The sequence below is a fragment of the Streptomyces sp. 7R007 genome, from assembly GCF_054850255.1.
Genome location: NZ_JBTWMV010000015.1, coordinates 1 through 15,619 on the forward strand (window position 1 = coordinate 1; position 15,619 = coordinate 15,619).

The window sequence follows — 15,619 nt, forward strand, 5'->3', positions numbered from 1 at the left end:
CGGCGTCTGATCCCCAGTCAGAAGGGGCTGTCTTCCCGGCCGTTGGGCCGTTCCGACGTCTCAAACCTTAGCCGATTCTCTCGGCGATTCCCAATCGGGCCGCCGGGCTCCCATTCGAATTGAATTCGGGCATGCCGATATCAACCCGTTCGGGAGGTCGTGCTGATGGTTTGTTGCCGCTACCGCGGCGAGAGGTGCTGCCGCAGAACCGTTACGGCCCCGTGGCAACCCGAAGAACTCTACGGATCCGGCAGAGCGCTGTCAAGCACCCCGTGTCAAGATCTTTTCAGTCGAGGTCGCTGAGCCGCCCGCCGGCGTCCGGTTGCGCATGTTCCACCCTACGCAGAAGGCGGGTGAGGACCTCACCCAGAGCCGTGCGCTCCTCCGCGGACAGGTCCTGGAGCAGGTCCTCTTCGAAGACCGTGGCGAGGCGCATCGCCTCCAGCCACTTCTCGCGGCCGTCGGGCGTCAGCTCGACGATGACACGGACGCGGTTGGCCTCGTCGCGTTCCCGGGTGACCAGTCCCTCCGTGACCATGCGGTCGATGCGGTGGGTCATCGCGGCCGGCGTCAGGCCGAGCCGCTTGGCGAGGTCGCTCGGGCCCAGTCGGTAGGGGGCGCCGGACAGGACGAGGGCCTTGAGGACCTCCCACTCGGCGTTGCTGATGCCGAGCGCGGCGGTCTGGCGGCCGTAGGCGACGTTCATCCGGCGGTTCAGCCGGGACAGTGCCGACACGATCTTCTCGACCTGGGGATCGAGACCCTGGAACTCGCGCTGATAGGCGGCGATCTGTTCTTCGAGGGTCGGCTCCGGGATGCCGGCGGTGTCGGCCATGGGCGCAGTATCGCACGGCCCCCCTTTGCCTCGAAGTCCTTCGATGTGTACTCTTTAGCCTCGAACTTTAGCTTTGAAGTCTTCACTCCTAACAACTAATGAGTGGGACTCCGATCAGATGAGAGAGGTGAACGTGACCAGGGCGATGGGCGCAGCGATGCGCCGGATCCACGTCGGTAACGCACTCAGCGCGTTCGGGCTCGGCTTCACCGTCCCCTACCTGTACGTCTATGTGGCGCAGGTGCGGGGACTGGGAGCCATGACGGCGGGGCTGGTCCTCGCCGTGTTCGCCGTGGCCGCGCTGCTCGTGCTGCCGTTCGCCGGGCGGGCCATCGTCCGGCGCGGTCCGCTGCCGGTCCTGATCGCCGCCCTGGTCACCGCCGCACTGGGCGCGCTGAGCCTCGGGCTCGCGGGCAACGCCACGGCCGTACTGCTGTCGGCGGCGGCGCTCGGCGCCGGGCAGGCCGTGATGCAGCCGGCGCTCGCCACGATGATCGTGGACTGCTCGACCGCCGACACCCGATCACGGGCGTTCGCGATGCAGTTCTTCCTGCAGAACCTGGGGCTCGGCGTCGGTGGCCTCATCGGCGGCCATCTCGTCGACTCTACGCGCGTCGACTCCTTCACCCTGCTGTTCTCGATCGAGGCGGCGGTGTTCCTGCTGCTGGTGGCCGTGATGGCGAGCGTGCGGATGCCGCACTCGCCGCGCGTCGAGGACGCTCCGGCGCGGTCGGTCAGGGGCGGTTGGAAGCAGCTGCTCGGCAACCGGGCCATGGTGCAGCTGTCCGTGCTGGGCTTCGTGCTGTTCTTCGCCTGCTACGGGCAGTTCGAGTCGGGCCTGAGTGCCTACGGTGTCGAGGCCGCCGGGATCTCCACGTCCGCGCTGGGCAGCGCGCTCGCCGCCAACACGCTGATGATCGTCGTCGCGCAGTTCGCGGTGCTCAGGTTCGTCGAGCGCCGGCGCCGGTCCCGGGTGATCGCCGGGGTGGGCCTGATCTGGGCGGTGGCGTGGCTCGCGGCCGGCTACGCCGGGCTCGGGCACGGCAGCCAGGAGATAGCGACGGCCGCCTTCGTGTCGACGTACGCGCTCTTCGGTCTCGGCGAGGCGATGCTGTCGCCGACGGTCGCCCCGCTGGTGGCCGATCTGGCGCCCACGGGGATGGCCGGTCAGTACAACTCCGCCTTCGCGCTGGTCAAGCAGCTCGCCCTGGCCGTCGGCCCGGCGGTGGGCGGTCCGATGGGCGCCTCCCTGCACGCGCCGTACATCGTGACGTTCCTGCTCTTCTCCCTGGCCGTCACCGTCCTGGCCGTACGCCTGGGCCGTCACCTCACCCCCGTACAGGACCAGCCGTGGCGCAGGAAGAGCCGCGTGGTGGCTCAGGGGAACACACCGGCACGGTCCATCGCCGCGTGACTGCCCGACCCTCGCGCCGCCCTTAGCGCACTACCTCTTCGGCAGCACGAACTCGCACCAGACCGCCTTCCCGCCCCCGGGCGTCCTCCGCGACCCCCAGTTCGACGCGATGGTGGCCACGATGGCGATGCCCCTGCCCGACTCGTCGCCCGGCTCCGCCCGACGGCGGCGCGGGAGGTGGTCGTCGCCGTCCGTGACCTCGACGATCAGGCGGCGGTCGGTGCGCCGCAGCCGCAGCCGCATGGGGGGCGTGCCGTGCTGGAGGGAGTTGGCGACCAGTTCGCTGGCCGCGAGGACGCCGAGGTCGTGCAGTTCGGTGGGGAAGCGCCAGCTGGTGAGCACGCCGGAGGCGAAGGCACGCGCGCGTGGGGCCGCTTCCACACCGCCGAGGAGTTCGAGCGCGGCGTTGCGGAAGAGTTCGCTGTCGGTGCCCGTGCGGGCCGGGTGCTGGAGGACCAGGACCGCCACGTCGTCGTCGTGGTCCGCCGTCACGCCCGCCGAGCGGACCAGGCGGTCGCAGACGACCTGGGGAGTGCCGGTGGCGCCGGCGAGGGCGCGCTCCAGCGCGGCGATGCCCTCGTCCAGGTCCTCGTCACGGCGTTCGACCAGGCCGTCGGTGTAGAGCACGGCGGTGGAACCCGGGCCGAGGGGGATGGAGCCGGAGGCGTGCATCCAGCCGCCGGTGCCGAGGGGCGGGCCGGTGGGCTCGTCGGCGCGCAGGACGACGCCGGACTCGTCGCGCACCAGGATGGGCAGGTGGCCGGCGGAGGCGTACACCAGCCGGCCCTCGTTCGGGTCGTGGACGGCGTACGCGCACGTGGCGATCTGGTTGGCGTCGATCTCGGCGGCCAGGCCGTCGAGGAGTTGCAGGACCTCGTGCGGGGGCAGGTCGAGGCGGGCGTACGCGCGCACGGCCGTACGGAGCTGGCCCATGACGGCCGCGGCGCGGACGCCTCGGCCCATGACGTCGCCGATGACCAGGGCCGTGCGGCCGCCGCCGAGGGTGATGACGTCGTACCAGTCGCCGCCGACCGCGGCCTCGGTGCCGCCGGGCTGGTAGGTGGCGGCGATGCGCAGGTCGTCGGGCTGTTCCAGTTCCTGGGGGAGGAGGGAGCGCTGGAGGGTGACGGCCGTCTCGCGCTGGCGGCGCTCGCTGGCGCGCAGGCGTTCGGCGGCTTCGGCGTGGTCGGTGACGTCGGTGGCGAAGACGAGCACGCCCGCGTGGTCGGCTTCGGTGACGGGGGTGCAGGTGAAGGTGTAGGAGCGGCCGTCGGGGGCCTTGCGGGACTTCAGGGTGCGGGGGCGGCCGCTGCGCAGGACCTGGTCCAGGAGGGGCAGCAGGCCCAGTTCGTCGAGTTCGGGGAGGGCGTGGCGGGTGGGTTCGCCGAGGGGGCGTACGCCGAAGGCCGCCACGTAGTTGTCGTTGACGTACGCGACCCGGTGGTCGGGGCCGTGGACCAGGGCGACCAGGGCCGGGACGCGGTCGAGGACCTCGCGGACGGGCAGGTCGTCGACGGCGGGCACGGGCGGGGTGTCGTCGGTGAGCTGTTCGGCACGGGCCGCCGGCACCGATCCCTCGGCGGTGATCGCGTGCTCGGACGCCGCGGCGGTGCGGCGCTGTGTTCCGGGGAGCCGGGCGCTCCAGCGCGTGAAGTTCACGAATCCTTGCCTCGTGTCGTCGTCTGCGGCGTCGTCGGCCGGACCCGGCCTGGTGGAGGGAGGGTGGCGCGCCCGGGATGCAGCACGGTGGGAAAGCCTCTGGGTTCGAATGGGTCCGAAGGGCGGGCCGCGGCCCGTCCGTGCGGAGGTCGTCAGTCTGGCAGTGTCGCCTACCGGGCCGACATCCGTCAGACGCCCACCCGGTCGGCGGAGTTCCTGGATCCGGTCAGGACGACCCCTTCGGGTCGGCTGTCGGGTCGGTAGGAGGCTTTCCACCGGCCGCGAGTTCGAACTCCGCCCGGGGATGTTCGAGTGAACCGAGCGAGACGATCTCCCGCTTGAAGAGGCCCGACAGCGTCCATTCGGCCAGGACACGGGCCTTGCGGTTGAAGGTGGGCACCCTGCTGAGGTGGTAGACGCGGTGCATGAACCAGGCAGGGTAGCCCTTCAGCTTGCGCCCGTAGACGTGTGCGACGCCTTTGTGGAGGCCGAGGGAGGCCACCGAGCCGACGTACTTGTGGGAGTACGTCTCCAGGTCCTCGCCGCGCAGCGCGTGCGCGATGTTGTCGCCGAGGAGCTTGGCCTGGCGCAGCGCGTGCTGGGCGTTGGGGGCCGTCTCCCTGCCGGGTTCGCCGGCGGTGACGTCGGGGACGGCGGCCGCGTCGCCCGCCGCCCACGCGTGCGTGGCGCCCTCGATCGTCAGCTGGGGGGTGCATTTCAGCCGACCTCGTTCGGTGAGCGGGAGGTCGGTGGCGGCGAGCAGGGGGGAGGGCTTCACACCGGCCGTCCAGACGACCGTACGGGTGGGGAAGCGGGCCCCGTCGCTGAGGACGGCGACGCGGTCGGCGCACGATTCGAGGCGGGTGCCGAGGCGTACGTCGATGTTGCGGCGGCGCAGTTCGGTGACCGTGTACCGGCCCATCTCCGCACCGACCTCGGGCAGGATGCGGTCCGAGGCCTCGACGAGGATCCACTTCATGTCCTCGGCCTTGACGTTGTGGTAGTAGCGCGTGGTGTAGCGGGCCATGTCCTCCAGTTCGCCGAGCGCCTCCACGCCGGCGAACCCGCCGCCGACGAAGACGAAGGTCAGCGCCGCGTCGCGGATCTCGGGGTCGCGGGTGGAGGAGGCGATGTCCATCTGCTCGATGACGTGGTTGCGCAGGCCGATGGCCTCCTCGACCGACTTGAAACCGATGGCGTGCTCGGCGAGGCCGGGGATCGGCAGGGTGCGCGAGATCGAGCCGGGCGCGAGGACGAGTTCGTCGTACGGCAGTTGCTCGGCGCCCGCTCCCTCCTCCTCCGTGGCCAGGGTGGTGAGGGTGGCCGTGCGCTTGGCGTGGTCGATCGAGCGGACCTCGCCGATGACGACGTGGCACTGGTCGAGGACGCGGCGCAGGGGGACGACGACGTGGCGCGGGGAAATCGCCCCGGCCGCGGCCTCGGGAAGAAACGGCTGATAGGTCATGTACGGGTCCGGGGTGACGATCGTGATCTCGATCTCGCCCCGCCTGAGTTCCCGTTTCAACTTTCGTTGCAGGCGCAGGGCCGTGTACATCCCGACGTAGCCGCCACCGACAACGAGAATGCGCGCACGTTCCTTCACCATCCCATGACGCACCCGGCGCTTGAGTTTGTCCACAGCCCCGACAATTTGTGTGACCGCGGGCCGGGGACATCCGGAGTTGGCCGAATTGCCGGGATGTACGGAAGCTGTGCAGGTCAGCGGGTGTGCGCCGGGAGTACGGCGGGGGTGCAATCGGGACGTATACGACCCGTACTCCGATCGGGGGGCGCTCCGTGCGGAACCTGCCCCTTCTGAATTGACCCCCTCTCAACTATGTTCGTGTGTCGACGGGGTGTAGGGGGATGCGCTCTTCGGGTCCAGGTCCGCGACGGGCGGGCCGGTGGTCCTGGCTTCCCCGCACGCTCCGGCTTCGATTGGCGGGGAGAGTCTCCGGGGGGAGACGTCATTACCGGGGGATCGCTTATGCACATTCAGGACTCGCATTGGTCGTCCGCGTCCGCTCTTGCAGCGAGCGGCGCGGTGAGCGCGGCGGCGAGCAACGGACGCGGGGACGGTACGCGTTCGACGCCGCTGCGTGTGGACGCACAGCGCAATCTGGAGCACGTGCTGCGTGCGGCGCGCGAGGTCTTCGGCGAGCTGGGATACGGCGCGCCGATGGAGGACGTGGCGCGGCGGGCGCGGGTGGGTGTGGGGACCGTGTACCGGCGGTTCCCGAGCAAGGACGTCCTGGTGCGGCGGATAGCCGAGGAGGAGACCTCCCGGCTGACCGACCAGGCCCGTGCGGCGCTCGGTCAGGAGGACGAGCCGTGGTCGGCGCTCTCGCGCTTCCTGCGGACGTCGGTGGCTTCGGGTGCGGGGCGGTTGCTGCCGCCGCAGGTGCTGCGGGTCGGTGTGGCCGACGAGCGGGCCGACGGTTCGGTGTTCGACGAGGCGCGGGTGCCGCAGCAGCGGACGCAGCCGGGTGTCGGTGGCGGTGTCGGAAGCGGTGTCGGTGTTCACTCCGGTGCTCACTCCGGGACCGGTGCCGGGGCCGGTGAGCTGCGGCTGGTCTCCGAAGGGGCCGGGCGGGGTGGGGTCTCGGCGGAGGACGACGCGGGGGCGGCTGCGCTGCTCGATGTCGTGGGGCAGCTGGTGGAGCGGGCGCGGGCGGCGGGGGCGTTGCGGGCCGACGTGTCGGTGTCGGATGTGCTGCTGGTGATCGCCACGGCGGCGCCGTCTCTGCCGGATGCGGCGCAGCAGGCGGCCGCGTCGGCTCGGTTGCTGGACATCCTGTTGGAGGGGCTGCGGTCTCGGCCTGCGTAGTTGTACGTGCCGTTGTCGTTGACTGCGACTACGTCCGCGTCTGCGTCTGCGGGTGAGTGGGGGTGTCACCCGGCCTTCGGCCGGGTTCGGGTTCCCACCCGCACCACCCGTGCGGCTTTCGCGGTCGGGGGCGGGTGGCCCCCGCGGGGCTCGTCCGCCGTCGGCGGCTGCGGGTTCGAGGGTGACGGCTGCGGGTTCCGGAGCGGTCAGTGCCGGTTCGCACGGCGGTGTGTCTCGGGGGGTAACTTTCGGGTGGAGATGGGGACTTGGCTTGGCCTGGAGTCGAGTGAGCGTTCCCCGAATGGGTGATGTCTCGTACTGCGGGGGTCCTGAACAAAAGCCAATATGGCACTCTGACCCGGTGTTGGGGTCAGGTTGGGCAGGCGGCGGGGGCTTTCCGCGATGAGCGTTGACGGGCGGGACGAGTCACTGGGTGACGGTGACGCGGAGGCCGGCGGCTCGCCGCAGGTACCGAGCCAGGGGGGACGGGCCGCCATCCCGGCGCAGGGCGGCGAACCGGTCGAGGGCAGTGTCCCGGCCCAGCGCGACCGGCGTGAGGACACCGGCGTCCTGCCCCCGCCGCGGGACCTGCCGCCGTCCGACGCCGATCTGATCGGGCGGATGCGCTCGGGCGACGACCGCGCGTACGAGGAGCTCTTCCGGCGGCACGCCGACGCCGTGCGCCGCTACGCCCGCACCTGCTGCCGTGACGCCCACACCGCCGACGACCTCACCGCCGAGGTCTTCGCCCGCATGCTCCAGGCGGTCCGCGGCGGCCACGGCCCCGAACACGCCGTGCGCGCCTACCTGCTCACCTCCGTCCGGCGCGTCGCCGCGAACTGGACCAAGTCCGCGCGCCGCGAGCAGCTCGTCGACGACTTCGCCGTGTTCGCCGCACAGGCCGTGCGCGTCTCCGAGGTGTCCGACGACGACACCCTCGACCTGGGCGCCGACGTGCGCGCGATGCACGAGGCCGAGCAGTCCATGGCCATGCAGGCATTCCGGTCGCTGCCCGAGCGCTGGCAGGCCGTGCTGTGGCACACCGAGGTCGAGGACGAGTCCCCCAGCGAGGTCGCCACGCTCTTCGGGCTGGACGCCAACGGCACGCGCGTGCTCGCCAGCCGCGCCCGCGAGGGCCTCAAGCAGGCCTATCTGCAGGCCCACGTCAGCGCCGCGCTCGCCGACGACGAGGAGTGCGCCCGCTACGCCGACCGGCTCGGCGCCTACGCCCGCGGCGGACTGCGCACCCGTGCCGAACGGGGCCTGCGCAAGCACCTGGAGGAGTGCGCCAAGTGCCGGCTGGCCGCGGGCCAGATCAAGGAGGTCGCCAGCGGCATCCCGGCCGTCGTCCCGGTCGCGGTCATCGGCTGGTTCGGCGCCGCCGGATACGCCAAGGCGGTCGGCCTCATCGCCGGCGGTGCGGCCGGTGCCGGTGCGGCGGGCGCGGGTGCGGCCGCCGCGGCGGGCGGCGGTTCGTCGGGCGGGGCGGGCGCCGGGGGTGCGGCCGCCTCCGAGGGGCTCGGCGCGCCGGTGAAGGCCGGTATCGCGGCCGGTGTGGTCGCCGTGGCGGCCGCCGCGGTGGCCCTCGCGCTGGCCGGCAGCCACCACCCGGCCAGGAAACCGGACGCCAAGCCGCCCGTCTCCTCGCCGGTCGTGCGCCCCGAGCCGCCCACGCCGACGCCGTCACGGAAGGAGCCCGAGCCCAATCCCCCGCTGGTCCCGGTGGCCGAGGCCGCGCCCAAGCCCACGCCGACACCCACGCCCACGCCCCACCGCACGCCCACCCCGACCCCGACGCCGAGCCGGACGCCCACCCCGACGCCGAAACCGGCCCCCAGGCCCACGCCCACCCCGACGCCGACCCCGACTCCGCCACCGGCCCCGGCCGTCTACCAGTGGAGCGAGCTGGCGTACAACGTCACCGGCGACGGCACCAAGCCCGAGATGCGGCTCGGCGACAGCAGCTGGGTGTGGCAGCGGTACGGCGTCTCCATCGACGACAAGCGGTACCCGCACGGCGTCACCGTGCACGGACGGTCCTCCGTCACCATCGACCTCAACCGCTCCTGCTCCGCCTACGACGCCCTCGTCGGAGTCGACGACCTGACGCTCGGCCTCGGCCAGGTGTCCTTCTCCGTCTACGCCGACGGCGCCCAGCTGTGGAAGTCCGGGCTCGTCCGGGGCAGCGACCCCGCCGTCCCCGTGCATGTGAACCTCGCCGGGCACAAGACCGTACGGCTGGTCGTCGAACCCCACACCGGCTTCGACTCCGTGGCGCTCGCGGACTGGGCCGAGTCGAGGTTCACCTGCTCGTAGCGACAACCTCCGGGGGCGGTGCGGTCGTTCAGCGGGGCTGTTCGGCGGGGTGCCGGCGCTGGGCCTCGCCGAGTTCGCCGAAGAGGTCGTCCGCGCAGAAGCCGGCGCCCCTCGCGTACTGCGCCTCGTAGGTCCCCGCCCCCAGCGCGGCGCGCGCCGCCGCCCCGGCCCGCTCCGCCCGCGCGCCCTCCGGCATCAGGCGCGGCTGGTCGCCCCGGCGGCGGTCCGCGGCCCCGAGGAGCCGGGCCACGCGCGGGAAGTCGCCGAGGTCGGCCAGTACGACCGCCGTGCAGTCCACGAGCGTCGCCGTGACCACGTCGGCGCACCGGCGCTCCACGGACTCGCGGACGGTGTCGGCCAGCAGCGGCAGTCCGCGCTCCGGGCCCGACTCGGCGATCGTCACCATCGCGTCGATGGCGTTCAGCATCACCGTGAACTGGGGCGGCGGCGTGCCCCGTCCGGTCTCCGCACGGGCCGCCTCGCACATCTCGCGCGCGCGGGCGGTGTCCTTCTCGTCCAGCGCGAGCTGGGCGCGGACCAGCAGGATGAACGCCCTGGAGTCCACCACGCTGTAGCGGTCGGCCGCCTCCTGCGCCTCGTCCAGCAGACCCAGCGCGACCGGTCGGTCCCCCGCGCGGTAGGCGATCTCGGCGAGGCGCGCCAGCAGGAACGGCGTCTCGGTGTACGCGCCCACCTCGTAGGCGAGCCGCAGCGCCTCCTCGTACTCCCCCTTGGCCTCCGCCAGCCGGCCGCGGGCCATCGCCGTCTCCCCCGCCGCGCTGCACACCTGCGCCCGCATCCAGCGGTCGCCGACGCGCCGGCTGAGCGCCCTCAGCTCCGCGAGGTCGTCGTCGACGCCCTCCAGGCCGCCCGGCGAGTCGACGGCCATGTGCGTGCGGAACATCAGGCTGACGCCGAGCTCCCACTCGCCGCCGTGCGCACGGCAGTGGCCGACCGAGGTGTCCAGGGCGGACCGGACGTCGAGCGAGCTGTCCAGGACGTAGGTGGTCAGCGGCCAGACCAGGCCCGGCATCCGGGCCGCTGCCGGGCCGCCCCGCTCGTAGAAGGCCCGCAGCCGCTCCATGTACGCGCGCAGCCGGTCGTCCAGCAGCCCGTCGATCGGCTCGGCCTCGATCCTGAGGAAGAGGTGGAGCATGCGCAGGTCCATGCGGAGCGTGTGCAGCGGGTGGTGCGCCTCCTCGTCGGGGGTGGCGAGGAAGGCGTCCACGGGGTCCACGCGGTCGAGGGAGTCCTCGTCGACGGTGCGGGAGGTGTCGGCGGTGGGGGCGGGGGACGCGTCCAGTACCGCGCCCAGGCGCAGGACGCGGTCCGTCCAGGCGGCGCCCTCCTGGCGGTAGTTGCGCAGCCACCAGAACCAGCCCGTCGCCAGGACCATGGCGCCGGCCTCCGCCTCGGCACCGGCGGCGAGCGCGCGGCCGAGGGCCGCGCGGATGTTGTCCAGCTCGGTCTCCAGGCGGGAGATCCAGGGCAGTTGCTCGCCCGAGCGCAGCAGCGGGTCGGCTCGCTCCACGAGCGCCCGCGCCCACGCGCGGTGCCGGAGTTCGGCGGAGGCGCGCAGATCGGGGACTTCCGCGGCGCGCTCCACGGCGTACTCGTGGATCGTCTCCAGCAGGCGGTAGCGCATGCCGTCGGTGTCGTCCCGCTCGTACGGGGTCGCCACGACGAGGGACTTGTCGACCAGCGCCCCGATCAGGTCGGCCGCGGGGCCGGTGCACACGGCCTCCGCCGCCTGGAGGTCCCAGCCGCCCGCGAAGACGGAAACCTCGCGCAGGACGGTCCGCTCCCGCTCGTCGAGCAGCTCCCAGGACCAGTCGACGACGGCGCGCAGGGTCTGCTGGCGGGGCAGGACCGTGCGGCTTCCGGAGGTGAGGAGGCGGAAGCGGTCGTCGAGGCGGTCGGCGATCTGCCGGGGGGTGAGCAGCCGGAGCCGGGCTGCCGCCAGTTCGATGGCGAGCGGCAGTCCGTCCAGGCGGCGGCAGATCTCCGCGACGGCCTCCTTGTCGCGCAGCACGGTGTCCGCGTCGGGGCGGACGGTGGACGCGCGCTCCGCGAAGAGGCGGTGGGCCTGGTCGGGGGCGAGGGGCTCGACCGGGCGCACCGACTCGCCGGGGACGCCCAGGGGTTCACGGCTGGTGGCGAGGATCGTGAGTCCCGGGCAGCGGGTGAGCAGCGTTTCGGCGAGGGCGGCCGCTGCTTCGATGACGTGTTCGCAGTTGTCAAGGATCAGGAGTTGGCTGCGCGGGGCGCAGTACTCGACGAGCAGGGCGAGCGGGTCGTCCTGCGGGGCCGTCAGCTCGGTGGTCATCAGCACGGTCTCGCGCAGACCGAGCGCGCTGACCACCGCGCCTGGCACCGCCTCCGGACGGTCGAGCGGCGCCAGCTCGACCAGCCATGCCTGCGGGAGGCCGGCGGCGGCTTCCTCGGCGAGACGGGTCTTCCCAGAGCCGCCCGGTCCGGTGAGGGTGACGAGTCGGGCCCTGTGCAATTCGGAACGAATCGCGGCGAGCTCGGGTTCCCGGCCCACGAAAGAGGTAAGCCGCGGACGGATGTTGCCGGTTCGGTGGGGGTGTCGGCGGGTGGGGGTGGTGGGGCCCGGCTCGGGATGGGTGGGCTGGACGTCGGCTCGCGGGGCCGTGGCGGGGGCGGTGTCCTGAGCGGTGGGCGCGGTGGCGGGGGGCTGGGTGAGGAGTTCGGTGTGCAGGGCGCGCAGTTCGGGGCCCGGGTCGGTGCCGAGGCCGTCGGACAGGGCGCGGCGGGCCGTCTCGTACGCGGCGAGGGCGTCGGCGTGCCGGCCCGTGTCGCGCAGGGCGCGGATGAGGAGGGCGTGCAGCGGCTCGTCGTACGGATGCGCCGTGGTCAGCTCCCGCAGCCGCGGTACGGCGTCCTGGGCGCGGCCGAGGCGCAGTTCCGCGTCGGCCCGGGTGCGGGTCGCCTCCAGGTGCAGGGCGTCGGCGCGGGTCGCGGCGGTGCGGTCGGGGAGGTCGGCGAGGGCGGGGCCGCGCCACAGGGAGAGGGCGTCGTCGAGGTCGCGGGCGGCGGAGGCGGGGTCGCCGTGGGTCAGGGCGGCCGTGGCGCGGCGTACCAGGCGCTCGAAGACGAACAGGTCGACGTCGTCCTGCGTCGCCGTCAGGAGGTAGCCGCCGGGGGTGGAGGTGACGGCGTCCTTGCCGAGGGCGCGGCGGAGGCGGCCGACGAGGGCCTGGAGGGCGGCGGGGGCGTCCTGTGGGGGGTCGTCGGCCCAGACCTCGTCGATGAGGGTCTCGGGGGACGTCGTCCGGCCGGGGCGCAGGGCGAGGGCGGTGAGCAGCGCGCGCAGGCGGGGGCCGCCCACGGGTACGACGGTGCCCTGGTCGTCCTCCGCCTGGGTGACGCCCAGGATTCTGTACCGCACCGGGTCATTGTCGCCGGGGCCGCCACGACAGGCACGGCTTTTCTCCTGCCCAGGGCCACGGTGCGAGGCCACGGCCTCGGGCCGACCGCACGGGGCACGACCCCGACGCGCCGTGCGCAACCGAACCCCACAGTGGCCCATGCGAAGCCGCCGCACGGTGCAAGGCGTCGGCTCGGGACTGGGCGGGGCGGGCAGGAGGCCGACGAGGGCGGTACGGCGCCGGCGCCGGTACGACGCGCAAGGGATCACCCCGGACCACGCCGAGCCGCCATCGACTGCATCGAGCGGCCACGAGCACGCCGAGCCGCCCCGAAGCCGCCTTCGCGGGCGCCCGGCGCGCAGGGCAGGACAAGGCAGGGCAGGGCAGGGCAGGGCAGGGCAGGGCAGGGCAGGCGTCAACGCGGAAGGTTGCGGTGCGCTGCCGTGCGATCGGCGAGATTGCCGAGCGGGGCGGAATCGCTCGGCGGGGTGCCATTGCCGGCGCCTTCGAGGGGCTCTGGGGGCGGTTTGGTGTCACAGTTCGGCGCAGCGCTGCGCGGGCTGGGTCGGTGGCTTCGCGCGGGTGCTCCGGGGTCGCTGGCTGGGGAGATCGGGCTCGCGCGGCGGATTCGGGCGGTGTTGGCGCAGCAGCTTGAAGCCGCCGCACAACGTCACCCCATACGGTCACCACACAGCGTCAGCCCGCACAGCCGCGCCTCAAAGTCAGCGCGCCACAAAGCCGCCGTCCACCTCCACGAACCGCACTTCAAAGCCAGCGCCCGCGCCGAAAAGCCGTCCCGTACCGTCGGCTCTTCCTCCTCCTCTTCCTCGCCCTCAAGCCACCCCGGCCCCGCCCCCCGAAGCCAGCGCCCCCCTCTGTGGCCTGATGCCCGCTGGGACGGCGCGGGCGCGGGCCGGGGTGCCTGTCCAGCAGGTGCCCCGGCGGGCCAGGAGGCGTTGGAGCCAGATCTCCAGGGAGACCAGGTCGGCGAGGCCGTCGAGGGGGAGGGGCTCGCCCTGGGCCGCCGCGCGGAGCGCCTTGCGGACGACGCGGGCCTCCACCAGGCCCGCCTGCGCGAGCAGGGGCGTGCCGAAGAGGGCCATCAGGGAGTCCGTGGCCACGCGCAGGCCGGTGCGGGCGGCCAGGGAGGCGGAGGCGTGGGACGGGGCGCCCCAGCCGGGGGGCAGGTCCGTGACGCCGGCGCCCTCCAGGACCGTACGCAGGATCGCCGCACGGGCGCCGGGCTGGACCCGCAGGGCCTCGGGCAGAGCACGGCAGGCGCGGACGACCTGGTTGTCGAGGAAGGGCGCGTGCAGCCGCTGGGAGCGGATCTCGGCGGCCTGCTCCAGGATGCGGAGGTCCGCCGCGTGGCGGGCCAGTGCCGCACGCGCGCGGTAGTCGCCGGGGCGCTGCCCGGGGCCCACCCCCGAGCGGCTCGTGGAGGCTTGCAGGCGAACCGATACTTCAGCGAGTGCCTCGCCAGTCAGCCAGCGTGCCGCGGGACCCGGTCTGGCCCACGTGAGGGCCGCCAGCGACGCCCCTACGGCGCCCCCGGGTTCGTCGAAGCGGCGGCGCAGGAGGCGTTCGGCAAGAAGTTCCAGGCCGGCGCGGTACGGAGTGCGCGCCAGTCGCCGCGCCGCGCCGTACACGCGCGCGGGGACCATCACCGAGCCGTCCGCCTTGGCCAGCGCGGCGACCGGCCGGACGAGGTGGCGGCGTTTGCGGTCCATCAGGAGGTCGGCCAGGCGGGCGGGGTGGGCGTCCAGGACCTGGCGGGCGCCGTACCCGGTGAAGTGGTCCGCGCTGCCGGAGGCCAGGCGGGCGCGGTGCCGGGCGGCGCTGACCAGGCAGGGGCCCGGCTCGTCGGTCAGGGGGCCGTCGAGGTCGGCGTACGGCAGCGACTCCTCGCCGCCGGCCACCACCACGTGGTGCAGGCGGGGGTTGGCCGCGAGGGTGCCGGCCCGCTCCAGTTCGGCCTCGCGGCCGCCCACCGCGAGGTCGTTGAAGGTGACCGCCAGCAGCCGTTCCCCCGCGCCCGTGCCGTGGCCCAGGACCGTGCCCGGCATGCCGGGCAGGCCCGCGGCGAGGAGCGCCAGCGTGCCCGAGGCCGGGCCGCCGGAGAGGTCCGCGCCGATGCCCGCGACCGGCATCCCGCGCGCGGCACGTCGTTCGGCCGGCCCCATGCCCGGGACCGGCCCGGGGTCGATGTCGGCGCCGGGGACGTGCCGGGGCGCCGACAGACGCGCGCGTACCGCGTCCACCAGCGCGTCGCGCACCGCGTCCACCGCGCTGTCCGGGTCGGCCGGGGGCGCCGCCACGGCGAGGGAGGCGACGGGCTCGTAGCCGGCGATCTCCCGCGCACCGGCGCGCAGGATCAGCGCGTGCCCCGGCGGAATGCGCCGTACGCCCTCGTAGGGGGTGGAGTCCTGCACCGCGGCGGGGACGTCGGGGGCCGCCAGGAGGGCCGCCAGATGGCCGAAGTCGAGGTTGGCCTCGATGAGGTCGGCCAGGGGCAGGGCGGCGGTCGCGTACGCGGTGCCGCCGGCCCACGGGGTGTAGAACACCGGGCGGGCGCCCGCCAGATCGCCGCAGACGGTGACGCGGCGGCCCACCTGGACGACGGCCGTGTAACTGCCCGGCCAGGCCGTCAGATGCCGCAGGGCGCCCCCGCGCGCGGCGAACAGGCCCACCCGCAGCTCCTCGTCGGAGGCGCCGCAGGTGCCGAGGACCGCTATCCGGGTCTGCGCGTCGGCCCGCACCACGCGCACCTCGTCGGGGCGCCAGTCGCCGACCGCCCACAGCGGATCGGGGTCGCCCCAGAGGAGTTGGGAGCCGACGGGGTGGACCGTCTCGCCGTCGTGTCCGGTGGCTCCCGCGGAACCGATTCCGGCGGTCCGCGCGGCGGTGCTGCTCCATCCCACCAACCACCGCATCGAAGCCTCCACAGGCTGTGGACAACCAGTGCACCGTACGAACTGGTTCCCCATGCTGCCATGAAGGACGCGCCCTGTAGGGGCGCCGGCACTGCTTGAGATCCCCCGAACACGCCCCCGCGCTCCCCCACCCGCAGGCCCCGGCACCCTTGGTGGGCAGAGCATCTGCGACGCGAATGCGCCCCCGGTGCGCGCCCCGAAAACGCCCTTCGCGCCCTCAAGTTCCGTGGTGGGAGCGGTATT

8 protein-coding genes are annotated in these 15,619 nt (G+C 73.6%); 3 read left to right on the forward strand and 5 right to left on the reverse strand.

Going from position 1 to position 15,619, the window contains the following annotated elements:
* Positions 1–286 precede the first annotated feature (286 nt).
* Entirely contained in the window at positions 287–835 is a 549-nt protein-coding gene (locus ACYF6T_RS20655) for a MarR family winged helix-turn-helix transcriptional regulator (RefSeq protein ID WP_461698271.1), read from the reverse strand.
* 118 nt (positions 836–953) lie between these two features.
* Here ACYF6T_RS20655 and ACYF6T_RS20660 point away from each other — a divergent pair, with 118 nt between their 5' ends.
* A complete protein-coding gene (locus ACYF6T_RS20660) occupies positions 954–2,249 on the forward strand; it encodes an MFS transporter (protein WP_461698272.1) in 1,296 nt (431 codons plus the stop codon).
* Positions 2,250–2,279: 30 nt separating this feature from the next.
* Here ACYF6T_RS20660 and ACYF6T_RS20665 read toward each other — a convergent pair whose 3' ends face one another.
* Entirely contained in the window at positions 2,280–3,908 is a 1,629-nt protein-coding gene (locus ACYF6T_RS20665; protein ID WP_461698273.1) for an ATP-binding SpoIIE family protein phosphatase, read from the reverse strand.
* Between the two features lie 226 nt (positions 3,909–4,134).
* Entirely contained in the window at positions 4,135–5,514 is a 1,380-nt protein-coding gene (locus ACYF6T_RS20670) for an NAD(P)/FAD-dependent oxidoreductase (RefSeq protein WP_461698274.1), read from the reverse strand.
* A 381-nt stretch (positions 5,515–5,895) separates the two neighbouring features.
* Here ACYF6T_RS20670 and ACYF6T_RS20675 point away from each other — a divergent pair, with 381 nt between their 5' ends.
* Together ACYF6T_RS20675 and ACYF6T_RS20680 are read left to right on the forward strand one after the other, a co-directional pair.
* Positions 5,896–6,735, forward strand: a complete 840-nt coding sequence (locus tag ACYF6T_RS20675; RefSeq protein WP_461698275.1) for a TetR/AcrR family transcriptional regulator — start codon at positions 5,896–5,898, stop codon at positions 6,733–6,735.
* A 402-nt stretch (positions 6,736–7,137) separates the two neighbouring features.
* Complete coding sequence (locus ACYF6T_RS20680; RefSeq protein ID WP_461698276.1) at positions 7,138–9,051, forward strand: sigma-70 family RNA polymerase sigma factor; 1,914 nt, start codon at positions 7,138–7,140, stop codon at positions 9,049–9,051.
* Positions 9,052–9,079: 28 nt separating this feature from the next.
* On the opposite strand, the gene ACYF6T_RS20685 is transcribed toward ACYF6T_RS20680, so the two are convergent.
* Together ACYF6T_RS20685 and ACYF6T_RS20690 are read right to left on the reverse strand one after the other, a co-directional pair.
* The gene (locus ACYF6T_RS20685) at positions 9,080–12,463 is read right to left on the reverse strand and encodes a BTAD domain-containing putative transcriptional regulator (RefSeq protein ID WP_461698277.1); all 3,384 of its coding nucleotides are present in this window, start codon (positions 12,461–12,463) and stop codon (positions 9,080–9,082) included.
* A gap of 813 nt (positions 12,464–13,276) precedes the next feature.
* Positions 13,277–15,376: an asparagine synthase-related protein gene (locus tag ACYF6T_RS20690; RefSeq protein WP_461698278.1), complete on the reverse strand. Its 2,100-nt coding sequence runs from the start codon at positions 15,374–15,376 to the stop codon at positions 13,277–13,279.
* Positions 15,377–15,619 lie beyond the last annotated feature (243 nt).

Coding starts and splice junctions, on each gene's coding strand:
- ACYF6T_RS20655 (WP_461698271.1), bottom strand. CDS start 835: ATGGCCGACACCGCCGGCATCCCGGAGCCGACCCTCGAAGAACAGATC.
- ACYF6T_RS20660 (WP_461698272.1), top strand. CDS start 954: ATGAGAGAGGTGAACGTGACCAGGGCGATGGGCGCAGCGATGCGCCGG.
- ACYF6T_RS20670 (WP_461698274.1), bottom strand. CDS start 5,514: ATGGTGAAGGAACGTGCGCGCATTCTCGTTGTCGGTGGCGGCTACGTC.
- ACYF6T_RS20675 (WP_461698275.1), top strand. CDS start 5,896: ATGCACATTCAGGACTCGCATTGGTCGTCCGCGTCCGCTCTTGCAGCG.
- ACYF6T_RS20680 (WP_461698276.1), top strand. CDS start 7,138: ATGAGCGTTGACGGGCGGGACGAGTCACTGGGTGACGGTGACGCGGAG.
- ACYF6T_RS20690 (WP_461698278.1), bottom strand. CDS start 15,376: ATGCGGTGGTTGGTGGGATGGAGCAGCACCGCCGCGCGGACCGCCGGA.